Annotated in this window: 21 protein-coding genes and 1 pseudogene; 15 read left to right on the top strand and 7 right to left on the bottom strand. The window is 66.3% G+C overall.

Features of this window, described 5'->3' with window-relative positions; all coding sequences use genetic code 11:
- Positions 1 to 49 precede the first annotated feature (49 nt).
- The 3 genes and pseudogenes from G3O00_RS07285 to G3O00_RS07295 all read right to left on the bottom strand — a co-directional run.
- A pseudogene (locus tag G3O00_RS07285) lies at positions 50 to 556 on the bottom strand (dihydroxyacetone kinase subunit DhaK); the annotation flags it as partial.
- A 247-nt stretch (positions 557 to 803) separates the two neighbouring features.
- Positions 804 to 1,904: a sigma-54 dependent transcriptional regulator gene (locus G3O00_RS07290; protein WP_206142572.1), complete on the bottom strand. Its 1,101-nt coding sequence runs from the start codon at positions 1,902 to 1,904 to the stop codon at positions 804 to 806.
- Entirely contained in the window at positions 1,901 to 3,247 is a 1,347-nt protein-coding gene (locus G3O00_RS07295) for an acyl-CoA dehydrogenase family protein (RefSeq protein WP_206142573.1), read from the bottom strand. The genes G3O00_RS07290 and G3O00_RS07295 overlap by 4 nt, the downstream gene beginning before the upstream one ends.
- Positions 3,248 to 3,271: 24 nt before the next feature.
- Between G3O00_RS07295 and G3O00_RS07300 the strand changes: the two genes are divergently transcribed.
- From G3O00_RS07300 to G3O00_RS07320, 5 genes are all read left to right on the top strand, one after another.
- Positions 3,272 to 3,445, top strand: a complete 174-nt coding sequence (locus G3O00_RS07300) for a hypothetical protein (RefSeq protein WP_206142574.1) — start codon at positions 3,272 to 3,274, stop codon at positions 3,443 to 3,445.
- 304 nt (positions 3,446 to 3,749) lie between these two features.
- A complete protein-coding gene (gene msuE, locus G3O00_RS07305) occupies positions 3,750 to 4,310 on the top strand; it encodes an FMN reductase (RefSeq protein ID WP_206142575.1) in 561 nt (186 codons plus the stop codon).
- Between the two features lie 36 nt (positions 4,311 to 4,346).
- The gene (gene sfnG, locus G3O00_RS07310) at positions 4,347 to 5,450 is read left to right on the top strand and encodes a dimethylsulfone monooxygenase SfnG (RefSeq protein ID WP_011350399.1); all 1,104 of its coding nucleotides are present in this window, start codon (positions 4,347 to 4,349) and stop codon (positions 5,448 to 5,450) included.
- Between the two features lie 174 nt (positions 5,451 to 5,624).
- Entirely contained in the window at positions 5,625 to 6,854 is a 1,230-nt protein-coding gene (locus tag G3O00_RS07315) for an SfnB family sulfur acquisition oxidoreductase (RefSeq protein WP_206142576.1), read from the top strand.
- A 126-nt stretch (positions 6,855 to 6,980) separates the two neighbouring features.
- A complete protein-coding gene (locus tag G3O00_RS07320; protein ID WP_206142577.1) occupies positions 6,981 to 8,429 on the top strand; it encodes an APC family permease in 1,449 nt (482 codons plus the stop codon).
- A 97-nt stretch (positions 8,430 to 8,526) separates the two neighbouring features.
- On the opposite strand, the gene G3O00_RS07325 is transcribed toward G3O00_RS07320, so the two are convergent.
- Positions 8,527 to 9,174 carry a LysE family translocator gene (locus G3O00_RS07325; protein ID WP_206142578.1) on the bottom strand — a complete coding sequence of 216 codons (648 nt, stop codon included), beginning with the start codon at positions 9,172 to 9,174 and terminating at the stop codon, positions 8,527 to 8,529.
- A 110-nt stretch (positions 9,175 to 9,284) separates the two neighbouring features.
- Between G3O00_RS07325 and G3O00_RS07330 the strand changes: the two genes are divergently transcribed.
- Positions 9,285 to 10,136 (top strand): LysR substrate-binding domain-containing protein, encoded by an 852-nt coding sequence (locus tag G3O00_RS07330; RefSeq protein ID WP_011350392.1) that lies wholly within the window; start codon positions 9,285 to 9,287, stop codon positions 10,134 to 10,136.
- Positions 10,137 to 10,158: 22 nt separating this feature from the next.
- On the opposite strand, the gene G3O00_RS07335 is transcribed toward G3O00_RS07330, so the two are convergent.
- Entirely contained in the window at positions 10,159 to 11,055 is an 897-nt protein-coding gene (locus G3O00_RS07335) for a LysR substrate-binding domain-containing protein (protein WP_174928937.1), read from the bottom strand.
- Positions 11,056 to 11,208: 153 nt separating this feature from the next.
- Here G3O00_RS07335 and G3O00_RS07340 point away from each other — a divergent pair, with 153 nt between their 5' ends.
- From G3O00_RS07340 to G3O00_RS07360, 5 genes are all read left to right on the top strand, one after another.
- Positions 11,209 to 14,262 carry an FAD-binding and (Fe-S)-binding domain-containing protein gene (locus G3O00_RS07340; RefSeq protein WP_206142579.1) on the top strand — a complete coding sequence of 1,018 codons (3,054 nt, stop codon included), beginning with the start codon at positions 11,209 to 11,211 and terminating at the stop codon, positions 14,260 to 14,262.
- Positions 14,263 to 14,462: 200 nt separating this feature from the next.
- Complete coding sequence (locus G3O00_RS07345; RefSeq protein ID WP_206142580.1) at positions 14,463 to 15,782, top strand: FAD-binding oxidoreductase; 1,320 nt, start codon at positions 14,463 to 14,465, stop codon at positions 15,780 to 15,782.
- 24 nt (positions 15,783 to 15,806) lie between these two features.
- Positions 15,807 to 16,607 carry an NAD(P)-binding domain-containing protein gene (locus G3O00_RS07350; protein WP_206142581.1) on the top strand — a complete coding sequence of 267 codons (801 nt, stop codon included), beginning with the start codon at positions 15,807 to 15,809 and terminating at the stop codon, positions 16,605 to 16,607.
- 80 nt (positions 16,608 to 16,687) lie between these two features.
- Positions 16,688 to 17,053, top strand: a complete 366-nt coding sequence (locus tag G3O00_RS07355) for a cupin domain-containing protein (protein WP_241025016.1) — start codon at positions 16,688 to 16,690, stop codon at positions 17,051 to 17,053.
- 60 nt (positions 17,054 to 17,113) lie between these two features.
- On the top strand, positions 17,114 to 17,419 hold the full coding sequence (locus G3O00_RS07360; RefSeq protein ID WP_206142582.1) for a RidA family protein: 306 nt from the start codon (positions 17,114 to 17,116) through the stop codon (positions 17,417 to 17,419).
- A 130-nt stretch (positions 17,420 to 17,549) separates the two neighbouring features.
- Here G3O00_RS07360 and G3O00_RS07365 read toward each other — a convergent pair whose 3' ends face one another.
- Entirely contained in the window at positions 17,550 to 18,482 is a 933-nt protein-coding gene (locus G3O00_RS07365; protein WP_206142583.1) for a hypothetical protein, read from the bottom strand.
- Between the two features lie 477 nt (positions 18,483 to 18,959).
- On the opposite strand from G3O00_RS07365, the gene G3O00_RS07370 reads away from it, so the two are divergent.
- Positions 18,960 to 20,294: an MFS transporter gene (locus G3O00_RS07370; protein WP_206142584.1), complete on the top strand. Its 1,335-nt coding sequence runs from the start codon at positions 18,960 to 18,962 to the stop codon at positions 20,292 to 20,294.
- Between the two features lie 109 nt (positions 20,295 to 20,403).
- Positions 20,404 to 21,456 (top strand): proline racemase family protein, encoded by a 1,053-nt coding sequence (locus tag G3O00_RS07375; protein WP_206142585.1) that lies wholly within the window; start codon positions 20,404 to 20,406, stop codon positions 21,454 to 21,456.
- 45 nt (positions 21,457 to 21,501) lie between these two features.
- Here the strand turns inward: G3O00_RS07375 and G3O00_RS07380 are convergent, their stop codons facing one another.
- Positions 21,502 to 22,548, bottom strand: a complete 1,047-nt coding sequence (locus G3O00_RS07380; RefSeq protein ID WP_206142586.1) for a GlxA family transcriptional regulator — start codon at positions 22,546 to 22,548, stop codon at positions 21,502 to 21,504.
- A gap of 304 nt (positions 22,549 to 22,852) precedes the next feature.
- Here G3O00_RS07380 and G3O00_RS07385 point away from each other — a divergent pair, with 304 nt between their 5' ends.
- The gene (locus G3O00_RS07385; protein WP_206142587.1) at positions 22,853 to 24,253 is read left to right on the top strand and encodes an FAD-binding oxidoreductase; all 1,401 of its coding nucleotides are present in this window, start codon (positions 22,853 to 22,855) and stop codon (positions 24,251 to 24,253) included.
- Positions 24,254 to 24,255: 2 nt separating this feature from the next.
- A complete protein-coding gene (locus tag G3O00_RS07390) occupies positions 24,256 to 25,230 on the top strand; it encodes an NAD(P)-dependent oxidoreductase (RefSeq protein ID WP_206142588.1) in 975 nt (324 codons plus the stop codon).
- The last annotated feature ends 5 nt before the right edge of the window (positions 25,231 to 25,235 follow it).

Raw genomic sequence — 25,235 nt, forward strand, 5'->3', positions numbered from 1 at the left:
TTGACACAGTATCTTACCCTCTTTCCCTCCCCGACGGCCTTCCGATCTGCCCGCGCGCGGCGGCCGCGCCGGCGAGCTTGTGGATCAGCACGGTGCCGGCGATCCCGCGCCGCTGGCCGCGCTCGACGCGGCCGCGCAGCGATACGTCGTCGGCGACGATGACCGTCTCGACCGGAATGCCTTCGGCGCGCGCGAGTTCGGCGGCGAGCCCGAAATTGAGCCGGTCGCCCGTGTAGTTCTTCACGATCAGCAAGGCGCCGTTCGGGCCGGCGCTCGCGCGGATCGCGGCGAGCACGGCGTCGGTGGACGGCGACGTGAATACTTCGCCGCAGACGGCCGCGCTCAGCATTCCTTCGCCGACATAGCCGCCGTGCGCGGGCTCGTGGCCGCTGCCGCCACCGGACAGGATGGCGACGGGGCGTTGCGCGGGCTCGGGCAGCGGCTGGCGGACGAGCACGTGCTCGTCGCCGAGGATCGCGACATGCGGCGACTGCCGCGCGATGCCTTCCAGCATTTCTCGCACGACATCGGACGGGCGGTTGACAAGCTTTTTCATGGCGACGGATTCCGGACGGGTGAACGAGGCTCGGCCGGGCCTACACGGGCGCCGGACGGCCTTTCGTGTTGCGGAGGATCGTGCGGGCGCCTTGTCGTCGGGGGCAGGTGGCCATGTATGGGATGACCGTATGCAGGGGCGAGACGAGGCGCACGCTTCGCGCCACGATACATCAGGTTCGGACGTTGCTGCACGGATCGCGGCGCGATCGTGCCGGAGCGGGGCGACGGCGCGCTCCCATACGTGGCTACTTCATCGCCGCGATTTCCTTCGCGCGAATCAGCCGTGCGCGCAGCACGTTGCGGCTGATGCCGAGCAGCCGTGCGGCCTGGATCTGGTTGCGGTGGCTGAATTCGAATGCGACGCGCATCACGGTGTCCTCGATGCGTTCGAACAGGTTGCCGTGATCTTCGTCGAACAGCTCGCGCAGCGCGCGTTCAAATGCGGCCTGTGCGCCGGCGGCCGGGTCGGGTTCCGGCGCTGACGTATTCAAGGCGGCCGTCGGCACACCCGGCGACGCAATGTGCAGGTCGGCCTCCTGCAGCGAATCGTTGCGGCTCACGAGCAGCGCGTGATGGATCACGTTCTCGAGTTCGCGGATGTTGCCGGGCCAGCCGTGTGCCTCGAGCCGGCGCTCGGCGCGCGGGTCGATGCTGCGCGGCCCGTAGCCAAGGCGGCTCCGGTAGTCGTCGAAGAAGTGGCGCGCGAGCGGCAGGATGTCGCCCGGGCGCTCGCGCAGCGTCGGCACCGCGAGCTGCACGACGTTGAGCCGGTAGAACAGGTCGCCGCGAAACTGCCCGTTCGCGACGGCCTGCTGCAGATCCACGTTGGTCGCGGCGACCACGCGCACGTCGATCGGCACGCCCGTGCGCGAGCCGAGCCGCACGACCTCGCGCTCCTGCAGCACGCGCAGCAGCTTGACCTGCATCGACAGCGGCAGGTCGCCGATCTCGTCGAGAAACAGCGTGCCGCCGTTCGCGGCTTCGAACCACCCGGGCTTTGCGCTGAACGCGCCGGTAAACGCGCCTTTCTCGTGGCCGAACAGTTCGCTCTCGACGAGCGTTTCGGAGAACGCGCCGCAGTTCACCGCGATGAACGGCCCGCCATTGCGGCGGCTGAGGCCATGCACGTGGCGCGCGATCAGTTCCTTGCCGGTGCCGGTCTCGCCGACGATCAGCACGTTCGCATCGCTCGGCGCGACCAGGCGAATCCGTTCGAGCAGCGCGACCGAGCGCGGATCGACGAACACCTGCGCGCGGGCGCGAATGGACGTCGCCAGCGCGGACCGGTCGGGCAGCGTGAGGACGGGCGCGGCATCGGGCCACGCATCGGAAGGAGAGTGGTTCACGAGTAGAAGCCCGGCGTCGGATAGGTTCGCTTGAGCGCCCATTCGCCGATCTCGCGAATCTTGTACGCGAGCGGGTCGTGGAGCGTGTGGGTGCGCAGGTTGCGCCAGTGCCGGTCGAGCCGCAGCGCGCCGTGCGTCGCGCGGGCACCGGCGACGTCGAACATGCGCGTGCAGAGATCGAGCCCGGTGCGCGCGGCCGACACCTTCGCAGCGGCCGTGGCGAGCGCAACCTGGCCGCGCTCCGCCTGCGTGAGCGCCGCATCGCGCGACCATGCGGCGTCGAGCCGGTCCGCCGCGCGGTCGGCGAGCACGCGCGCGGCTTCGAGCCCGACCCAGAATTCGCCGTACTGGCCGAGGATGTACGGATCGTCGCCGGTGCTCGCGACCTGCGCGCCGGGCCACGGCCGCGCTTCGTGCAGCGTGTAGTGCCGCGCGTCATTGAACGCGGCTTCGGCGATGCCGAGATACACGTTCGTCAGCACGAGCTGCGCGACGAGCGGGCGCAGGCACGCGAACGGCGTCGACAGCGGGCCGGGGTCCGTCAGCAGCTCGTGGTCCTCGACGCGCACTTTCTCGAACGTGACCGTGCCGCTGTCGGTCTGGCGCTGGCCGATGTTGTTCCAGTCGTCGGCGATCGAGATACCGCTGCGCTGCGTCGGCACGGCCGCGATCAGGAACGCGCGCGTGTCGGCGTCGTGCGCGGACGCGATCAGCATCTGCGAATCGAGCGCGCCCGAACAGAAGCTCTTCTGGCCGCTGAATTCGTGCCAGGCGCCGTGCGCGCGGCTGAGCGTGCGCTCGTCGAGCGGATTCAGCGCGTTGCCCCAGAACCACTGCTGGCGCGCGGTGCGTTCGAACCACGATTCCCACTGCGCGGGCGCGCCGAACAGCCGCACGGTCGCGAGCATCAGGTGATGGAAACCGAACACGTGCGCGAGCGAACTGTCGGCCGCCGCGAGCACGCGGACGACGTCGAGCGTCGTGCGCCAGCTCGCGCCGAGGCCGCCATAGGCAGACGGGATGCTCAGCGCGAGCAGGCCGCTGTCGCGCAGCTGGTCGCGCTCGGCCTTCGGCGTGCCGCCCTGCTGGTCGCGTTCGGCCGCGGTGCGTGCAAAGCCGGCCGCCAGGCGCTCGGCGGTTTGCAGGGCGTCAGGAGGAACCGGTTCGTCGCGGGACGGCGCGACGACGCGCAGGCCTTCCGCGCGGGGCGATACGGAAATGGGTGTCATGGCGATGAAGGCGTCGGGTTGCTGCACGAAAACGGTCGGGTCGCATAGCGCGTTGCTGACCGGGTGCTGCGTGATCAGCAGAGTGTTCAACGTTTTGCGCAACGCAGGAAACATCGATTTCTGATAACCAATGCGGGAATGCTGCGCTGGACGCAGCCGGGCACGGAGATGTCGCGCAACGTAGCGATCGGCGGCACGCAGGGTGACGATGCAGCAGTCATGTCGGCGCTATTGCAAGTGCGGGACGCGTCACGCTGGCGCATGAACGCGAAAAGCTGGCGCGAATGCATGCCAATGGACGCCACGCACTAGCCGGAATCCGTGTTGAAGCGGAAAGGCGCGAGTGCCGCACGCCGCGCTGCTGATCACGCAGCAGCGCATCAGCAGCGTTGTTTCCCCGAGTTCATCGCGCTGCGGAATATGGTTGTGATGCCATGGTTGGCACGCTTATCAACGTGCGGCGATCGTCTGGGACGCCATGGCAGGCCGTCGATCGCGATGCATTTCGTCATGCAGACGATCGTTTTCGCTCTCGGTCATCGAAATGGCACGCTCCTTGCTGATCCATGACGTAACGGGTGCGTCGGCGCCCGACTCGACAATGGGAATGCAACCGATGAGCAATGCAATCAACGTGGTCGCGATATCGGGCGGCCTGCAGCGGCCGTCGCGCACGCTGGCGCTGACCGACGCGATCGTTTCGGCGCTCGGCGCCGCACTGCCGGTCGAAACACGGCTGATCGAACTCGGTGAAATCGGCGGCCGGCTGGCCGGTGCGCTGACGCGCGCGCAGGTGCCGGCCGACCTCGATGCGCAGATCCGCGCGATCGAGACGGCCGACGCGCTCGTCGTCGCGAGCCCCGTCTATCGCGCGTCGTACACGGGCCTCTTCAAGCACCTGTTCGACCTCGTACATCACGAAGCGCTGATCGACGTGCCCGTGCTGCTCGCGGCCACCGGCGGCAGCGAGCGTCATGCGCTCGTGATCGACCATCAGCTCCGCCCGCTGTTCAGCTTCTTCCAGGCCCGCACGCTGCCGATCGGCGTGTACGCATCCGAAAGCGATTTCGACCAGTACCAGATCACGAACCCGGCGCTGCGCGCGCGTATCGCACTCGCCGTCGATCGCGCGGTGCCGCAACTGCGCCCGCATGCGCTTTCCGTCGCGGCTGCGTAGGCCGCCTGCGTTTCCTCTCCCGACCAGGACACACTCATGAGCCATACCGATTCTTCCGCCGACGGCGTCAAGTTCGCCTACTGGGTGCCGAACGTCAGCGGCGGCCTCGTCGTCAGCACGATCGAGCAGCGCACCGACTGGAGCCTCGAATACAACCAGCAGCTCGCGCGCACCGCCGAGGCGGCCGGCTTCGAGTACGCACTGAGCCAGATCCGTTTCACGGCCGGCTACGGCGCGGAATACCAGCACGAGTCGGTGTCGTTCAGCCAGGCGCTGCTGCATGCGACGACGAAACTCAAGGTGCTCGCCGCGATCCTGCCGGGGCCGTGGCATCCGGCCGTGGTCGCGAAGCAGCTCGCGACGATCGACCACATCTCGAACGGGCGCATCGCGATCAACGTCGTGAGCGGCTGGTTCAAGGGCGAGTTCACCGCGATCGGCGAGCCGTGGCTCGAGCACGACGAACGCTATCGGCGCTCGAAGGAATTCATCCAGGCGCTGAAGGGCATCTGGACGCAGGACAACTTCACGTTCAAGGGCGACTTCTATCGCTTCAACGACTACACGCTGAGCCCGAAGCCGGTGCAGAAGCCGCATCCGGAGATCTTCCAGGGCGGCAGCTCGCGGGCGGCGCGCGACAACGCGGCCAGCGTGTCGGACTGGTACTTCACGAACGGCAATACGGCGGAGAACCTGAAGGCGCAGATCGACGACATTCGTGCGAAGGCGGCGGCGAACAACCATCGCGTGCGCATCGGCGTCAACGCGTTCGTGATCGCGCGCGATACCGAGGAAGAGGCGAAGGCCGTGCTCGACGACATCATCCGGCACGCGCACGTCGAGGCCGTGCATGCGTTCGGAGACGCCGTGAAGCAGGCCGGCAGCGCGTCGCCGGAGGGCGAAGGCAACTGGGCGAAGTCGACGTTCGAAGATCTCGTGCAGTACAACGACGGCTTCCGGACGAACCTGATCGGCACGCCGCAGCAGATCGCCGAGCGCATCGTCGCGCTGAAGGCGATCGGCGTCGATCTCGTGCTCACGGGGTTCCTGCATTTCATCGAGGAAGTCGAGTACTTCGGCAAGCGCGTGCTGCCGCTCGTGCGCGAACTCGAGGCGCAGCGGCAGGCCGTTGCCGCGTAACGCGGAGGCCGGTGCGCGGCAGGCAGTCACGCCCGCTGAGCGCGGGCTGATCGCAGGGGTGACACCGACGATTCTTGCGGGTCATCCTGATTTGACGTTTCGGATACCGAAACAGGAGGCCGGCGGATGCTTCTCGGCACCGCCGGCCGGTTCATGAGCTTTGCCGGAAAAACCATGTCTACGGAAATCATCGAAGAAAACGTGCAACCGCAAGCGGGCGCTACGCCCGTTCCCGTCATCGGCTCGGATGCCGAGGCACTCGACGTCGCGCACCAGGTCGCGGCCCGACTGGCCGAGCACGCCGCGTTGCGCGACCGCGAGCGCAAGCTGCCGTTCGACGAGATCGAGCTGTTTTCGTCGAGCGGCCTGTGGGGCATTACCGTGCCGCGCGAATACGGCGGCGCGGAAGTGTCGAACGTGACGCTCGCGGAAGTGATCGCGATCGTTTCGCAGGCGGACCCGTCGCTCGGCCAGATCCCGCAGAACCACTATTGCCTGATCGAGGACATCCGCCTCGAAGGCAGCGACGCGCAGAAGCGCTTCTTCTTCGATCTCGTTCTCAAGGGCACGCGCTATGGGAACGCGTTCTCCGAGGCGGGCGGCAAGAACGTGCTCGACATTCAGACGCGGGTGCGCCGCGACGGCGATGCGTTCGTGCTGAACGGCCGCAAGTTCTATTCGACCGGCACGCTGTTCGCGCACTGGATTCCGGTGCTCGCGCTCGACGAGTCGGACCAGGCCGTGCTCGCATTCGTGCGGCAGGGCGCGCCGGGGCTGACCGTCGTGGATGACTGGAGCGGCTTCGGGCAGCGCACGACCGCGAGCGGCACGGTGATCGTCGAGAACGTGCGCGTGAGCCCGTTCGAAATCTTCCACACGCAGCGTTCGTACGACCGCCCGACTTTCGCGGGCCCGTTCGCTCAGATCACGACCGCCGCGATCGATCTCGGGATCGCGCGCGCCGCGCTGCAGGACACGATCGCGTTCGTGCAGGAGCATGCGCGCCCGTGGATCGACAGTGGCGTCGATCGCGCGAGCGAGGATCCGCTGACGGTCGCGCAGATCGGCGATATCGCATACCGCGTGCACGCGGCCGAAGCGCTGCTTGCGCGCTCGGGGCGCTTCGTCGACGCGGCGAAGCACGCGCCAAGCGAGGAAACGGTCGCGCAGGCCGCGATCGCGGTGGGCGAGGCGAAGATCGCGACGACCGAGGTGTCGCTGCTCGCGGCGAGCAAGCTGTTCGAGCTCGGCGGCAGCAAGTCGACGCTCGCGAAATACAACTTCGATCGTCACTGGCGCAACGCCCGCGTGCATACGCTGCACGACCCGGTGCGCTGGAAGTATCACGCGATCGGCAACTACTACCTCAACGGCGTGAAGCCCGCGCGCCATTCCTGGAATTGACCGGCTCGCGCCGGCGTATTCAACGCAACGAAACATGGGCAAGGAATTCGGGTGGCCGCACCGGCACCCGCCACCGCCGCGTAGTTGGCCCATGCGTCACCGCTTCATTCCTGACGAGGTAAACCAATGAGTCATCCAGCCAGCACCGCGCAGGCACTCCCTGCGCAAAGCGCCGTGCCGCAGGCAGGCGGCCTGCGGCGCAACTACCTGAGCCTGCCCGAACTGATCGCGCAGTCGATCGGCCTCGTCGGCGTGTCGGGCGGGATCGGCGTACTGATTCCCGCCGTTTTCGCGACGGCCGGCAACGGGACCTGGCTCGCGTACCTGTTCGCGATCGTCGCGCTGCTGTTCGCGTCGTGGAGCATCTCGGTGTTCGCACGCGACTCGGCGTCGCCGGGCGCGCTGTATGCGTACGTGTCGGCCGGCATCGGGCCGGTCTGGGGCGCGATCTGCGGCTGGTCGCTGCTGATTGCCTATGCGGTGGCTGCCGCGGGCATCCTGCAAGGAACGATCAACACGTTTCTGGTGCTGGGCCGCGAAACCGGGCTGCTCGGCAGCGCGACGCCGCTCGGCGCGGTGCTCGGGCTGACGGTCGTCACCGCGTTCGCTGCGTGGTACATCGCGTTTCGCGACATCCGGCTGTCCACGCGCTTCACGCTGTTCGTCGAACTCGCGACGCTGCTGCTGATCGCCGTCGTCGTGATCGGGACGATCGCGTTCGGCGGGCATCCGGTCGATCGCGCGCAACTGACGCTCGAAGGCGTGAAGCCGACGCAACTGCAGCTCGGGATGGTGCTCGCGTTCTTCAGCTTCACGGGGTTCGAGAGTGCGACCGTGCTTGGCGCCGAGGCGCGCGACCCGTTCCGCGCAATTCCGCGCGCGGTGCTGATCAGTGTCGTCGGGCCGGCCATCCTGTTCGTGATCGGCGCGTACGGGATGGTGAGCGCGTTTCACGGGCAGACGCCGCCGCTCGATCAGGTCGACGGGCCGCTCGCGGTGCTCGCACATCGGCTCGGCGCCGGCTGGGTCGGCGTGCTGATCGACGCGGGCGTGGCGTTGAGTTTCTTCGCGGCGTTCTTCTCGTCGATCAATGCGGCGGCGCGGATCGTCTATACGTTCGGGCGGCAGGGCGTGCTGCATGCGTCGACGGGCCAGGCGCACGAGCGGAATGCGACGCCGCATGTCGCGGTGGCGCTGATTACGGTGCTGGCGCTGGTCACTGCACTGGTGTTCACCGCGCGCGGCACCGCGTTGCTCGATTCGTATGGCTATCTCAGCTCGATCGCGACGTACGGCTGGCTGCTTGCGTACGTGCTGGTGGCGATCGGCGCGCCGCTTTACTTGCGCCGGCAGAGTCGGCTGCGCGCGCGGCATGTGGCGATCAGCGTCGTCGCGGTCGTGCTGCTCGCGATTCCGCTGGCCGGCAGCGTGTATCCGGTGCCGGCGGGCGTCTATGCGTGGCTGCCTTATGTGTTCGTCGTGCTGCTGGCGATCGGGCTCGGGTGGTTCCTGGTGCTGCGCGTCCGGTTTCCGGAACGGTTGCGCGAGCTGGAGGCCGAGTTGCTGACGAAGTGACCGAGTCGCATCGACGGCGTGCTTCCTGCATGACGGCCGGTGGGCGACGTCGCCCACCGGCCGCTTCCGTTTCAGTTCAGAGGCGCGCTTGCGGCCGTCAGGCCATTCCCGCCATCTTCGACGCATCGATCACCATCTGCACGCCGAGCCCGCCGAGAATGAGCCCCATCGCCCAGCGCTGCGCGAGCATCAGCGTCGGCCGCCCGTGCAGGAACGTCGCGATGCTGCTCGAACCGATCGCCACCAGCCCGTTCGCGGAAGCGAACGCGGCGATCAGCAGCGAACCGAGAAACAGCGATTGCCCGAGCACGCTGCCGTTCCGGTAGTCGATGAACTGCGGCAACAACGAAATGAACAGCATCGCGAGCTTCGGGTTCAGCACGCTGGTCGTCGCGCCCATCGCGAGCAGCCGCAGCGGGCGCTCGCTCGGCAATGCCTGCACCTCGAACGGCGAGCGGCCGCCGGGCCTGACGGCCTGCCACGCGAGATACAACAGGTATGCCGCCCCGACCACGGCCAGCCCGCTGCCCGCATAGGGCACGCTCATGAACAGCGTCGTGATGCCGAACGCCGCGCCGAACATGTAGAACAGGTAGCCGATCATCACGCCGCCGAGCGAGATGAGCCCCGCCGTGCGTCCTTGCGCGATCGAGCGCGACATCACGTAGACCATGTTCGGCCCGGGCGTGACCGCGAGCATGCCGCCGATGACGAGAAATCCGTAGAGCGATCCGGACGTATGCATGTCTGATGATTCCTGCAACGAGTGAGAGCTGACGGAATGCATTGTCCGACCGTGGAGGAGAACAGTAAAACGGGATAAACTGAATCGATTGATCAGTTTTTCTGAATGCGATGAAAAAGCTCGACCTCGATGTGCTCGCGATGGTGGTGGCCGTGGCGGAATCCGGATCGTTCGCGCAGGGCGCACAGGCCGTGCACCGGTCGCCGTCGGCGGTGAGCATGCAGATCAAGGCGCTGGAAGATGCGCTCGGCAAGCCGCTGTTCATCCGCGACACGCGCAACGTGACGCCGACCGACGACGGCACGATGCTCGCCGAATACGGCCGCCGGATGCTGGCGATGCGCGACGAGGCCTGGGCGTCGGTCGTGCGCCCGGAAATCCGCGGCCGCGTGACGATCGGCGTGCCCGACGATTACATTTCGTCGCTGCTGCCGCAGGTGCTCGGCAAATTCGCCGCGATGCATCCGCGTGTGGAAATACGCGTGATCGGCCAGCCGAGCAGCGCGCTCGTGCCGATGCTGAAGGACAACACGGTCGACCTCGCGTGCCTCACGCGGATCAAGGGCGTGACCGGCGAGCTGATCCGGCTCGAACCGCTCGTCTGGGCCGGGTCGCCGAAGCGCAACGTCTGGGAAGAGCGGCCGCTGCCGGTGGCTTTTTTCACGCACGGCGGCAGCGCGGCGCGCGATCACGCGGTCAAGGCGCTGAACCGGCAGAAGATCCCGTACCGGATGTCGTACGAAAGCCCGAGCCACCTCGGCCTGCTCAGCATGGTGGAGGCCGGGCTCGCGGTTGCGCCGCTGGCGCGCTGCTGCGTTCCGGATCATCTCGTGCAGCTGTCGGAAAGCCACGGGCTGCCGCCGCTCGGTGAAATGGAGGTCGTGCTCGCGCGCAGCGCGCAGTCCGCGCGTCCGCCGTGCGATTACCTGGCCGAACAGATTCTCGGCGAATGGCGCACCTGAGCGCCCCGCCAGCCGCCGCGTTTCAGCACGACTTCAGCAGCCATTCGCGGAACGCGACGAGCGACGGCAGCGTCTCGTTCCCCGGCGGGTAGACGAGGTAGTAGCTGCGCTGGCTGGTGATCGCGTCGCCGATCGACACGAGCTCGTTGCGGCTCAGTTCGTCCTCCACCAGCACCTTCGGCACCAGCCCGATTCCCATCCCGGCCCGCACCGCCTGGATCAGGTGCGACGTCAGCTCGAAGCTCGGGCCGATGCGCATCTGCCGATGGTCGAGGCGGTAGTGCGAAAACCATTCCGCCCATGCCTGCTGGTTGCTCGTCACGCCGAGCAGCGTCTGCTTTGCGGCCCACGCCGGCGTGCGTGCGTCCGCCTTGCGGCGGCTTCCGCTGCCGGTGTCCGGCGGCGCGATCGCGATCAGGAACTCGTTGTACAGCCGGTGCGCGTGCAGGCCCGGCCAGTCGCCCGCGCCGACGGTAATCGCCGCATCGAGGTCGTCGTTGAGGAAATCGACGCCGCCGATCCGCGAATGAAGGTGCACGGTCACGCCCGGATGCGCGGTGTAGAAGTCGTGCAGGTGCGGCAGCAGCCACTTCGAGCCGAAGGTGGGCAGCGTCGCGAGCCGCAGCGTGCCGGCGCCCGCCTGGTGCGACATCGCCTGCAGCGTCGCGCCGCGGATGCGCCCCAGGGCGCCGCTCAGCTCGGCGAAGTAGCGGCGCCCGACCTCGGTCAGCTTGACCGAGCGGCCCTCGCGCCGGAACAGCGGCACGCCGAGCTGATCCTCGAGGGTCTGAACCTGCCGGCTGATCGCGCTCTGGCTCAGCGACAGTTCCTCGGCGGCACGCGTGTAGCTTTCATGCCGCGCGGCGGCCTCGAACACGAGCAGCAACGACATCGACGGGGTGAGGCGACGGTAATTCATGAGTTTTATGCAATATTCGCCGGAGCAGAATTCGTTTGTTTCTCGCGAAGCATCCAAAGATACTGGAATTCCCGGTCGCGTGGAAACTTGCTAAAAAATCATGTTTCGGCCACGCGAGCCGGCCGGTTCCACCCACACTGCCGCTTTTGCCCCATGTCGATCGCCTCGTTGCCCCATCCCGCCAGCCCGCCCGCGCATACGTATCGTGACTTTCTCGCCGCGCTGCGGGCCGCCGGATTCGCCGGGGAAATCCGCGCGGACCATGCGAACCGGACGGTTCAGGCCACCGACAACTCGATCTACCAGCGCCTGCCGCAAGCGGTGATCTGCCCCGCGCATGCTGACGACGTGCGGCTGCTGGCGCGGCTGCTCGCCGAGCCCGCGCATCGCGACGTCGCGGTGGCCGCGCGCGGCGGCGGCACGGGCACCAATGGGCAGTCGCTGACCGACGGCGTGGTCGTCGACCTGTCGCGCAACATGAACCGGATCCTCGAAATCGATGTCGAGCAGCGCTGGGTGCGCGTGCAGGCGGGCGTCGTCAAGGATCAGCTCAATGCGGCGCTGAAGCCGCACGGGCTGTTTTTCGCGCCGGAACTGTCGACGTCGAATCGCGCGACCGTCGGCGGGATGATCAACACCGACGCGAGCGGGCAGGGCAGCTGCACGTACGGCAAGACGCGTGACCACGTGCTCGAGCTCGATTTCGTGCTGATGGGCGGCGAGCAGCTGCACAGCGACGCGCTCGCGGACGACGAGCTGGAGCGCCGCTGCGCGCGCGAGGACCGCATCGGCAAGGTTTACCGCACCGCGCGGCGCATCAGCGACGACAAGGCGGCGCTGATCGAAGCGAAGTTTCCGAAGCTGAACCGCTGCCTGACCGGCTACGACCTCGCGCACCTGCGCGAACCCGATGGCCGCTTCAACCTGAACAGCGTGCTGTGCGGCGCGGAAGGCTCGCTCGGCTTCGTCGTCGAGGCGAAGCTCAACGTGCTGCCGATCCCGAAGTACTCGGTGCTGGTCAACGTGCGCTATGCGGGTTTCATGGATGCACTGCGCGACGCGCGCGCGTTGCTCGCGCACGAGCCGCTGTCGATCGAGACGGTCGACTCGAAGGTGCTGATGCTCGCGATGAAGGACTTCGTGTGGAGCAGCGTGGCCGAGTATTTCCCGCAGGACGACGCTCGGCCGACGCTCGGCATCAACCTGATCGAATTCAGCGGCGACGACGCGGATGACGTCGATGCGCGCGTGCGCGCATTCGTCGACCATCTGCGCACCGATACCAGCGTGGAGCGCCTGGGCCACACGCTCGCGGCCGGCGACGACGCGGTGAAGCGCGTGTATGCGATGCGCAAGCGTGCGGTCGGCCTGCTCGGCAACGTGCAGGGCGAGGCGCGCCCGCAGCCGTTCGTCGAGGACACCGCGGTGCCGCCCGAAAACCTCCCCGCGTACATCGCCGAATTCCGCGCGCTGCTCGACGGCCACGGGCTGCAATACGGGATGTTCGGGCACGTCGATGCGGGCGTGCTGCACGTGCGGCCGGCGCTCGACATGAAGGACCCGAAGCAGGCGGCGCTGGTGCGGCCCGTGTCGGATGCGGTGGCCGAGCTCACGCAGCGGCATGGTGGCCTGCTATGGGGCGAGCACGGCAAGGGCGTGCGCTCCGAATATGCGCCGGCGTTTTTCGGCGAGCTGTATCCGTCGCTGCAGCAACTGAAGGCCGCGTTCGATCCGCACAACCAGTTCAACCCGGGCAAGATCGCGACGCCGCCGGACCACACGATGCGGCTGCTGAAGATCGACGAAGTGCCGACGCGCGGCGACCACGACCGGCAGATCGACGAGCGCGTGTGGCAGAGCTACGGCACCGCGATGCACTGCAACGGCAACGGCGCGTGCTACAACTTCGATCCGGACGATGCGATGTGCCCGTCGTGGAAGGCGACGCGCGAACGCGTGCAATCGCCGAAGGGGCGTGCGTCGCTGATGCGCGAATGGTTGCGCCTGCAAGGGCAGGCCGGCGTCGACGTTGTCGCGGCGGCGCGTGCGCGGCAGCCGTTCCTGAGCGGCCTCGCGACGCGCTGGCGCAACAGCCGCGCGGCGCGCAACGGCGAAGCCGATTTTTCGCACGAAGTGTATGACGCGATGGCCGGGTGCCTCGCGTGCAAGTCGTGCGCGGGGCAGTGCCCGGTGAAGGTGAACGTGCCCGAGTTTCGCTCGCGCTTCCTCGAGCTGTATCACCAGCGCTACCTGCGGCCGTTGCGCGATTACCTGATCGGCTCGCTCGAATTCACGATGCCGTGGATGGCGCGGGTGCCCGCGCTGTACAACGGGCTGATGCGGGCGGGATGGGTGCGCGCGGTGCTGGAGCGGCACGTCGGGATGGTCGACAGCCCGCTGCTGAGCCGCTTCGATCTCGCGGCGGTGATCCGTCAATGGCACGTGAAGCCGGCCGACCCGCAGGCACTCGCCGCGCTGAGCGACGCGCAGCGCGCCCGCAGCGTCGTCATCGTGCAGGACACGTTCACGCGCTTTTTCGATACCGAGCAACTGGCGACGCTGATCGAGCTGGCGGCGCGCACGGGCTTTCAGGTGTGGCTCGCGCCGCTCGCGCCGAACGGCAAGGCGCTGCACGTGCAGGGCTTTTTGCGGGCGTTCGAGAAGGCGGCGATCCGCAATGCGACGCAACTGGCCGCGCTGGCACGCTCGGGCGTCGCGCTGGTCGGCCTCGATCCGGCGATGACGCTCACGTACCGGCAGGAATACCTGAAGGTGACCGGGCTCACCGATGTGCCGAAGGTCGCGCTGCCGCAGGAATGGTTGCTGCAGGCACTGCCGGAAGCCGGTGTCGGTGGCGACGGCGTGCCGATGTCGTACCGGTTGCTGCCGCACTGCACCGAGAAAACCAATGCGCCCGACAGCGGCAAGCAATGGGCGCAGGTGTTCGCGCGACGCGGGCTGCGGTTGAAGGTTGAGGCGACCGGGTGCTGCGGGATGTCGGGCACCTACGGGCACGAGGCGCGCAATCTCGCGACGTCGAAGACGATCTACTCGCAGTCGTGGGCGGCGCACGTGGACGGGCCGGAGGACGAAGGCGAGGCGCTGGCGACCGGCTATTCGTGCCGCAGCCAGGTGAAGCGGATGTCGTCGAAGCAGGTGCGCCATCCGTTGCAGGCGCTGCTCGATCACGTGCGGGCAGTGGGGTGAGGGTCGGTTGATGTGTCCGGGCGACCCATGCGCCGGATGCCCGGCACGTGGGCCGTCGCTCGTTCGACGCCGGGTTCGCGACGGTCCGCGCGGCTTCAGGGGATACCCTGAATGGCAGCAACGTCACAACATCTGCCCCATTCGTTATATGCGTGCGCGCTGCGTCGACTCGATACTCTCGGCACATACCGGTGCTGAACATGAGACGAGTCAATCACTTACCTGCCGATGACGCATCCTGCGGCTGGTTTCACCTGAGCCGGCAACGGCAACCCGCCGCGTCGCACGCGGGCAAGACGTCGGCCCGCTGGGTCGTCGTCGGTGCCGGGCTGACGGGCCTGGCGGCCGCACGCCGGATCGCGCAGCATTACCCGGACGATCCGGTGGTCCTGCTGGAAGCTCAGGAAGTCGGGTATGGCGCTTCCGGGCGCAATTCCGGGTTTGCGATCGACCTGCCGCATGACATCGGCGCATCCGACTACATCGGAGATCCGGCCACGGCAAGGATGAACCTCAAGCTCAACCAGGCTGCGCAGGGCATTCTCAAGGGGCTGGTGGCCGAACACGGGATCGATTGCGACATGCGGCCCGTGGGCAAGTACCAGGCGGCCGTCGAGCCGCGCGGCATCGCGGTGCTGGATGCCTACCGGCGAGGGCTCGACAAGCTCGGCGAGCACAGCGAAGTGCTGTCGGAAGCCGAACTGCCGGAGCGTATCGGCACGCATTTCTACAAGAAGGGCCTGTTTACGCCGGGTACGGTCCTGCTGCAGCCGGCCGCGCTGGTGAAGGGGTTGGCGGATAGCCTGCCGGAGAACGTCGCGCTGCACGAGCACACGCCGATTTCTGCCGTCGATTACGGCAGCAGGATCACGCTCGCGCATGCGCACGGTGAAATCGTCGCGGACAAGCTGCTGCTGACCAACAACGCGTTTGCGTCGAGCTTCGGCTTCCTGAAGCGCCGGCTGCTGCCCGTCTTCACCTACGCGAGCATCACGCGTGTGCTGACCGACGAAGAGCAGGCGAGGCTGGGTGGCTCGCCGGTGTGGGGCATCATCCCGGCCGACCCGTTCGGCAGCACGTTGCGGCGCACGTCGGACAATCGGCTGCTGGTGCGCAACAGCTTCAGCTTCAATCCGGACGGCCGCAGCAGCGAACGCTTCCTGCACCGCGTGCGGCAACATCACCGCTCGTCGTTCGAGCGGCGCTTTCCCATGTTGCCGGACGTGGGATTCGAATACACGTGGGGCGGCGCGATGTGCCTGTCTCGCAATCACCTGGCGCATTTCGGCCAGCTGGCGCCGAACGTCTATGGCGCACTGTGCTGCGGCGGATTGGGCATCACGCGCGGGACCATTACCGGCACGCTGCTGGCCGACTGGCTGGCGGGAGAGCGCAACGAGCTCATCGAGTTCCTGCTGTCGTCCCCCGGCCCCAACCTGAATCCACCGGAACCGTTCCTGTCCATCGGCGCAAACCTGAACCTGATGTGGGGACAGTGTCGCGCCGGCAAGGAGAGCTGAACGACCGACACGGGAGAAATCGTCGTGATCAGACTGGGTATTCTCGGTGTGGGTGACCTCACCGAAAAGATGGTGCGCGGCTTGCTGCACGATACGGGCAGGATCGAAATCCTGCTGTCGCCACGCAGCCGAGAAAAGGCGCAGGCGCTCGCGCAGGAGCGCGGGTGCCGGGTCATGACCGACAACCAGGCCGTGGTCGATGCGGCCGACGTCCTGCTCGTGGGTGTGCGCCCGGCGCAGCTGGCCGAGCTCGCGCGGGAAGTCACGCCGAGGTGCGACCAGACGCTGATCTCGGTGGTCAGCGGTGTATCGGTGGGCGAGCTGCAACGGCTGTTCGGCATCGACCGGTGCGTTCGCGCGATGCTGTCCTATGCAGCCGAGATCAACCGCTCGACGGTCGCGCTCTATCCGTCCGACGCCGATGCGCAGGCCCTGTTGCGCCCGCTCGGCAACCTGATCTCGCTGGCGAGCGAGACCGAGTTCGAGCTGGCCACGGTCAGCGCGTGCATGAACGGCTGGTTCTACTTCCTGCTTCACGACCTGCAGCACTGGCTGGTCGAGAAGGGGCTACCGTCCGGACATGCGCGAGCGCTGGTCCTGAGCAGCGTCGAGGATTGCGTCGCGTATGCGCGCCATCGCGATGCGTTGCCGATCCGCGAACTCGGCCGTTCGATTGCGACGCCCGGCACGTTCACCGAACAGGGCCTCGAGATGCTGGGGCTGCATCAGGCCAATGCGGCATGGAATGCCGCGTGCGAAGTCGTATTCGATGCACTGCTGGCCGGGTCGTTGACCGACCGCGAGAGTGCGCCTCCGGTGTCCTGACGACGCGGATTCGGGCAATACCATCCCGGAACGCGCGCAGCATTCACGTTACGCAGTACAAAGTGTTTAATTCAACCGAAATGAAAGGATCGAGCATGACCCAGGGTCTTATTGTTGTTCGACAGGCGGAAGCGGCAGCGATCGGCGAACCCGCACCTGCCAGGCTGCCGATCGGTGAGATCGTTGCCCTGCAAGGCACGGCCCAGCATCAGGACGCGGCCGATACGGAGGCGAGCATCGGTGTTTGGGAAAGCTCGCCAGGCCAATTCCGCCGTCACCTGAAGAACCGCGAATTCAGCCATATCGTCAGCGGCTGGTGCACGTTCACGCCGGAAGGTGGAGAGCCGGTCGAGCTGCGCGCGGGCGATGCCGTGCTGTTTCCGGCGAATTGCGAAGGCGTCTGGGATATTCGAGAGACGCTGCGCAAGACGTACGTGCTGTTCTGACGGGGGCCGGACATGGGTGAGATCAGGCGATTCGCCGTTGGCCCGCGCGCCAGCGGCATCTTGGTTTCCGGCGATCGCATCGAAACGTCGGGCATCGTGGCCGCGCCCGGCGTGGCGTTCGACATTGCGGCACAGACGCGCTCCGTGCTGGAGCAGCTCGAAGGGCTGCTTCATGAGGCTGGCGCCGGCAGGCAGAACGTGACCCGCGTGCAGATCTGGCTGGCTGACATGAAGGATTTCGATGCAATGAACCGCGTGTACGACGCATGGATCGGCAGCGCCGACCAGCCGGCACGCGCCTGCGTCGGCGCATCGCTCGCGCACGCGGACTACCTGATCGAGATTCAGGCGACGGGCACGCTGTAGTCGGGCGTTGCCCGAGCGCGGGCGATTCGGCACGACGCACCGGTCGTGTCGGCGAGCGGCATGCCGCTCGCCGATGCGGCAATCGAAACGACGGAGCGGGAGCGGGATACTGCCCGGACCGCCGCCAGGCTTACAGCCCGCGCTTGTTCAGCAGGCGATCCGCGATCATCAGGTCGAGATGGGCGCCGCCCCCGTTCTTGAACGCCGTAATGTCGGACGCGGTTCGCGATACCGGCACGCGTCCGGTCACGAGATCGTAGAGATCGCCGAGGACGGGGTCGGGCGGCACCGCGCCCGAAGCGATCGGGGCCGCGATTTCGCCGATATGGCGGGTCGTCTCGCGGCTGTCGACATACAGCCGGGCCGACGCGATCAACGCATCGTCGGCTTCGCGCATGTCGGCCGTGAACGCGCCGATCAGGTCGACATGCGTGCCGGGGCGGATCCAGGCGCCGGGAACGATCGGCTGACGTGCCAGGGTCGCGGTCGATACGATGTCCGCGGTTGCGAGCGCCGAACGTAGATCGGCGACCGCGGTTACCTCGACCGGCAACGTGGCCAGTTGCGCGCACAGCGCGTGCGCCTGGTCGATCCGGCGTGCCCAGATCGAGATGCGCCGCAGTGCGGGGAACACCACGCTGTACGCACGGGCGAGGTTGCCGGCCACGATGCCGGCGCCGACGATGACCAGATGGCGGCTGTCCGGCCGCGCGAGCAACGTGGCGCCCAGCACGGAGTCGGCGGCGGTCTTGAGATCGGTGACGAGTCGGCTGTCTATGACCCCGCGCAGCACACCCGTGTCCTGTGCATAAAGCAGCACGGCGCCGTGCGTGTTCGGCAGTCCTCGCGCCGCGTTTTCGTTGAAGATGGTCTCGGCCTTCACGCCGTACCCGATCCCTTCGATGCGTGCGGCACGAGACAGCATCATCGCGTCGGCGGGTCCGAACAGCAGATCGTGCATGTCGGCCCTCGGCAGCAGATGGCCGTCGCGCAGCGCGTCGACAGCTTCGGGCCAGCTGAGTGCATCGCCGGCATTGTCGTGATTGATCAGGCTGGGGGGCATGGCAGGCACCTGCGTGATTGATTCGGAGGGGATTCGATCGCGCAGTATCGACCGTCGGCACGACGGTCGCATAGAAGGAACCGGACAATCGCCGGAATATCACCGCCGTCGGCGTTGTTCTTCGTGTGCGCAAACGGGTCCGGAGCGGACCTGGTGGCGAGTACAGACGGTTAAGTGGATACCCTGAGTGGCAGAAACGTTCTGGCAATTGCCCCATTTCTTATATGCGGGTGCCGGGCCGGGAATCGATACTCGCCACACCCAGGAGATGCCGCTGTCGCCGCGATCCGGTCGCGTGGCGGCAGGTGTCCGGCAGAGGCAGACCTACCGGTTTCGCTGCAATCTCCGGATTCAGTCATCAGGTATCCATAGCATCTGATCGAGGGAATTCACCGCAGCCGGAGCCGTCGGAAACTCGATACGTTCCGGCACGCCGGGCCCGCCATTCAACATAGGTTTTGCATGAAAGGAGACAACATGTCCCAGAACTTCAGGATATCGCTCGAGGATTTGCCGCTGAACAGCTTTCACAGGAAGTTGACGGTCTACTCGTCCGCCGCGCCGTTTCTCGACGGTTATGTGCTGAGCATCATCGGTGTCGTGATGCTGCAGCTCACCGATGCGCTCAAGCTCGGCGCGCTGCAGCAGGGCCTGATCGCCGCGTCGCCGCTGATCGGGATGTTCTTCGGCGGATTCGTCGGCGGGTTGTTTACCGACAAGCTCGGCCGGAAAGTGCTGTACCTGCTGGTACTGGTCGCGCTGGCGTTGTTCTCGCTGTCGCAATTCTGGGTGACGTCGGCGCTGCAGCTCACGATCCTGCGTCTGCTGCTCGGCATCGCCATCGGCGCCGACCATCCGCTCGCGACGTCGCTGCTTGCGGAGTTCCTGCCGAAGAAGCAGCGCGGCTCGCTGCTGGCGAGTCTCGTGATGATGTGGTTCGTCGGGGCGGGTGCGGCCTACGTCATCGGCGAAATCGTGTTGCGCGTGGGCGGCCCCGATGCATGGCGCTGGGCGCTGGCGAGCGCCGTGGTGCCGGCCGTGCTGTTCCTGATCATGCGGGCCGGCACGCCCGAATCGGCCCGCTGGCTGCTGAGCAAGGGCCGCGTTGCCGAAGCGGATCACGTGATCAAGCGCGTGTACGGCGAACAGTACTCGGTCCAGAACCTGCCCGAGAAGCAACCGGAAAGCAAGGCGTCGGTCTGGTCGCTGTTTCACTCGGCCTACGGCAAGCGGATCTTCTTCGTCAGCGTGTTCTGGACCTGCTCGATCGTGCCGCAGTTCGCCGTCTACGCGTTCGCGCCTACCATTCTCAAGACGATGGGGCTGACGGGCGAGTGGGCATCCTACGGCGCGGTGGCGATCACGCTGATGTTCGTGATCGGCTGCTTCCTGGCGGTCCGGCTCGTGAATCCGCTCGGCCGCCGCAAGCTGCTGATTCACAGTTTCCTGTGGTCGGGCCTCGCACTGTTGATGCTGGGCGTGTTTCCGGAGGGCCCGGCGATGCTCACGCTGCTGCTGTTCGGTGCGTACGCGCTGTTCATCGGTGGCGCGCAAGTGCTTCAATACGTGTATCCGAACGAGCTGTTCCCGACCGAAATCCGCGGCTCGGCCGTCGGCCTCGTGACGTCGCTGTCGAGAATCGGCGCGGCGATAGGCACTTACCTGGTTCCGATGTCGCTGACGTCGATCGGCATTGCTCATACGATGTACGTGGCGTTCGGCATTTCCGTGGTCGGCCTGTGGGTCACGATGATGATGGCGCCGGAAACGCGTGCGATGGACCTGCATCACGCGGGCTCGCTCAGCCACTGAGTGCGCGCCGCAAGCATTCCCCTGTCGACCGGATGTCGATGCGGCCGGTGTTCCTCCGGCTCCGGCATCCGGTCCTGTTTCACCCAAACACCCAATCCGAGGTGGCAAGATGGCATTCAAGAGAACGATTCACGCGGTCGACACGCATGCGGGTACGCCGATGCGCGTCATTACGGGCGGTGTGCCGCATATTCCCGGCAGCACCGTCTACGAGAAGATGAAGTGGCTGGAGGAAAACGACGACCAGTTGCGCAAGCTGATGCTGCGGGAGCCGCGCGGCTATCCCGCGCATTGCTGCAACATCATCGTGCCGCCGTCGCATCCGGAGGCCGATGCCGGCTACATCATCATGGAGCAGATCGAGTATCCGGTGATGTCGGGCGGCAACACGATATCGGTCGTGACGGTCCTGCTAGAAATGGGGATGCTGCCGATGCAGGAGCCGGTCACGGAACTCGTGCTGGAGGCGCCGGCCGGCCTGATCCGCGTCAAGGCCGAGTGCAGCGGCGGCAAGGTGAAGAGCGTCACGTTCCGGAACGTGCCCGCGTTCGCCGCGCATCTCGATGCCGTGATCGACGTGCCGCATCTCGGCAAGGTGACGGTCGACGTCGGCTGGGGCGGAATGTTCTATGTGATCGCCGACGTCCGGCAGTTCAAGGGCCTGCAGCTGATCCCGCAGCACGGGGCGGAGATCGCGCGCGTCTCGTCGATGATCCGGCAAGCCGCCATTGAACAGTTGCCGGTCGTGCATCCCGATTACCCGGGCGTGGGGATCACGATCTCGCAGCTGTCCGGCCCGACGGATGATCCGAAAGCCGACTGGCGCAACGTGGTGACGATGGCGTCGGGCGCGTTCTCGTGGGACGACCCGGCCACCTGGACCGGCGCGCTCGATCGCTGCCCGTGCGGCACCGGCACCTCCGCGAAGATGGCGGTGCTGCATGCGAAGGGCGAATTGCCGCTGAACCAGGACTTCCGCCACCAGGGGATCGTCGGCAACGTGTATACGGGGCGGCTCGTCGAAGAGACGACCATCGGCGACAAGCCGGCCGTGGTGCCGACCGTGACCGGGACGAGCTGGATCTACGGGTTGAATACCTTCGTGCTGGATCACGACGATCCGTTCACCGAAGGATTTACGATCGGCGACATCTGGGCCTGACGGCGCGGCAGGTGGCCCGGCGTGAAGCCGGGCCGCGCCGCCGGATCAGGTCGTCCCCAGCAGCCGCTCCACTTCGTGCCGGCGTTTCCGGTAAACGGAAGGCGTCTCGCCGTACTGCTTGCGGAACCACAGGATGAAGTGCGACGCATCCGAAAATCCGCACTCGATCGCTATCGTCGTTACGTTGCGGCTCGTGTCCGCCAGCTGCTTGCGCGCATGCTCGAGCCGGAGCTTTCTCCAGTAGTTCGCGGGCGCGTCGTTCGTGTTGTTGAGAAACGCACGATGCAGCTGCCGCGGGCTGGTGCCTGCGTGATCCGCGACTTCCTTCAGCGTGGCCGTCGAGCCGAGATTGGCCCGCATGAAGACAATCGCCTTGCGCACGATTTCGTTCTGGTACACGTGCGGCTCGCTGTCGCGTTCGCGCTCGGGCGCGGTGTCGAGCGCCGCATCCGCCAGCAGGTACTTGAGCCCCTTCTGCGCGCGGATCTCGCCGCAATGACGCCGGATCATGTTGGCGGCTAGATCGATCGCGGTGCCGCCGGGACACGTGATGATGCCCTCGTCGTCCACGTAGCTCTTGTCGATCAGCGCGGTGGCGCGCGGGAAACGTTCGGTGAACTCGTCGCGAATCGTGAAGTGGATCGCGCAGCGCCGGCCGTCGAGCAGCCCCGCCTTGCCGAGCACGAACGAAGCCGAGCACAGCGCGATGATCGGGATGCCGGCCGCGTGGACCTTGCGCAGCGCATCGAGCAGCCAGCCCGGCGGATTGCGCGTTTCGCCGAGCAGCCCGCCGGCAATCACGATGTAGTCATAGGATTCGAGTGCCTCCAGCCGCTTGGTGGGCAGGATCGGCATGCCGCAGCTCGCCGAGACCGGCTGGTCGTTGACGGTCATCCAGTCCCACTGGCAGTAGATCTGCCGGCTGCGGAACGATTTGTCCGCGGCGAATCGCAGCGAGTCGACCAGGCCGGCCACCGGGACCAGCGTGAACTGATTCATCAGGATGAAGCCGACTCGCAGGTCGGGCCGACCGGGCGGCACCTCTTCGGCATCCTGGCTTGCGTCTCCATACTCTTCGTCTTCTGTATTCATCGCTCATCCCCGAAAAAGATGAGATTCCGGCATGCCGTATGGAGCGAAGTGTACGAGTTTGCCGTTGTCCTGTATGTGGCAAAAACACCTAAAAATATAACGGGACGGACAGCCTGAAAGGGGCCGGAAACGTTCCCGGCGCGTCACCGGCCGACGCGATGAAATGCGCTTCCTGCCCTAGGGAAATTCCTAGGCGGCGCCGTGCGCGGCATTCTAGGAATTGTCCTTCCCGTGATAGCCCGGCCGATCCGGCAACCGGAAAATCTGCCCCTGTATTGATTGATTTCTATCGGGGCAAAAAATCATGTACCGAGGTTTCTGGTATGCGCAGGCGCTGGATCGCGAATGTGCATTGGCGCCGGCACTCGAGGAATCGACGCAGGCCGACGTGTGCATCATCGGCGGCGGCTACCTGGCGCTGTGGTCCGCGATCCGGATGAAGAAGGCAAAACCCGGCCTGGATATCGTGGTGATCGAGAAGGATCGCTGCGGCTCCGGCGCGAGCGGGCGCAATGGCGGCTTCGTCAACAACTGGTGGGCGAAGTATCTGTCGCTGATGAGTATCTGCGGCGAAGCCGAAGCGCGTCGGATCTGCGAGGCTGCGGAATCGGCCATCGACGAAATCGGCGAATTCTGCCGCGAGCACGACGTCGATGCACAGTTCCGCAAGGACGGCTGGCTGTGGACCGCGAGCAATCCGCGTCAGCACAACTCGTGGCTGGTGCTGACCGAGAGCCTGGAGAAGTACGGCGTGAACCCGTTCCGGGCGCTGTCGCCGGAAGAGGTGAGGGACAAGTCCGGCTCGCCGCGCATCCTGTCGGGTATTTTCGATCCCAATGCGGCGACCGTGCAGCCGGCGCTGCTGGCGCGCGGCCTGCGCCGCGTGGCGATCGAACTGGGGGTGCGTGTCTACGAGAAGACGCCGATGACTCGCCTCGAGCGCAGCAAGCCGCCGGTGGTGTACACCCCGCGCGGCAAGATCACGGCGCGCAAGGTGGTCATCGCGATGAATGCTTGGGGCGCGCAATTCCCCGAGCTCAAGCGGATGTTCGTGGTCATGTCGAGCGACATGATCGCGACCGCGCCGATGAAGTCGCGACTCGATGCGACGGGCTTCAGGACCGGTGTGTGCGTGAGCGATTCGCGCACGGTACTCAACTACTGGCGCAACACGCCGGACGGCCGCATCGTGTTCGGCAAGCCGCTGGGCCAGTTCGCGTTCGCGTCGAAGATCGGCGCGCTGTACGACAAACCGTGCCCTGCGGTTGACGGCGTGACCGCCGAAATGCGCTCGTTCTATCCGCAACTGGCCGATGTACCCGTCGTCAACAGCTGGACGGGGCCGCTCGATCGCGCGATGAAGGGCCTGCCCAATTTCGGCTATCTCGGCGGCCATCGCGACATCGTGTTCGGCATCGGCTTTTCCGGCGCGGGCGTGGGCCCCACGGTGTTCGCAAGCCGCATCATCAAGTCGCTCGTCGAGGAAGCCAACGACGAGTGGGCCAATTGCGGTCTCGTCAACCAGCACATGAAGCTGCTGCCGCCGGAGCCGTTCCGTTTCATCGGCGCGCGCATGGTGCGCAACGCGCTGGTGCGCAAGGAGTCGCTGGAAGATGTCGACCGCGACGCCGGCGCACTCACCAATTTCCTCACGTCGCTGGCGCCTGCCGGCTATGCACCCAAGAAAGTCGTCAGCAAGGGATGACCATGTCGCATCACGTCGTTTTTCTCGACCATGAAGGTATCGCGCCTTCGGTGAAAGTGCCGCAGCTGCCGTTCGAGCATACGTGGACCAGCTACAGCTATACGTCGCCGCAGGACCTGGTCGCGCGGCTGCGGGACGCAACCGTCGCGCTGACCTGCAGCGTGCCGCTGCGTGCGGAGCATCTGCGTCAGTTGCCGAAACTCAGGATGATTTCGCTGGCGCTGACCGGTACCGATATCGTCGATCTCGACTACTGCCACGAGCACGACATCGTGGTGACGAACGTGCCCGGGTATGCAGCCAACACGGTGGCCGAGCACGTGATCGCGATGATGTTCGAGCTGCTGCGCAGGCCGTGCAGCTATCACAGGACGATGCAGAGGATCCATCGTCGCGAACAGGCACAGAAAAACATCTACTTCGATTTCCGCATCCGCGACGTGGCCGGCAAGACGCTCGGGATCATCGGCAACGGCGTGATCGCCCACCGGCTTGCCGAGCTCGCACGCGGCCTCGACATGAACGTCCTGTTCTACGACAAGGGCGGCGAGTTTCGCGGCGTACGCTTCGTGTCGCTCGCGCAACTGCTCGCGTGCAGCGACGTGCTGTCCGTCAACGTGCCGCTGACCGACGAAACGCGCGACATGCTCGGTGAACGGGAACTCGCGCAGATGAAGCGTGACGCAATCCTGATCAACACCGCGCGCGGCGGCATCGTCAACGAGGCGGCGCTGATCGACGCGATGCTCGGCGGCCGGCTCGGTGGCGCGGCCTTGGACGTGCTGGTGAACGAGCCGGTCGATGTCGACGACCCGGTCTTTCAACTGATCGACCTGGACAACTTCATCCTGAATCCGCACGTTGCGTGGAGCAGCGAAGACGCGATGCAGGGCCTGATCGACAAGGCGCTCGGCAACATCGTTCAGTTCGCGAACGGCGAGACGCCGCAATTTGCCATCCAGAAGGTAACCGCATGACTTCC

Origin of the sequence: Burkholderia sp. Ac-20384 (assembly GCF_017104605.1) — a bacterium.
Taxonomy (GTDB): domain Bacteria; phylum Pseudomonadota; class Gammaproteobacteria; order Burkholderiales; family Burkholderiaceae; genus Burkholderia; species Burkholderia lata.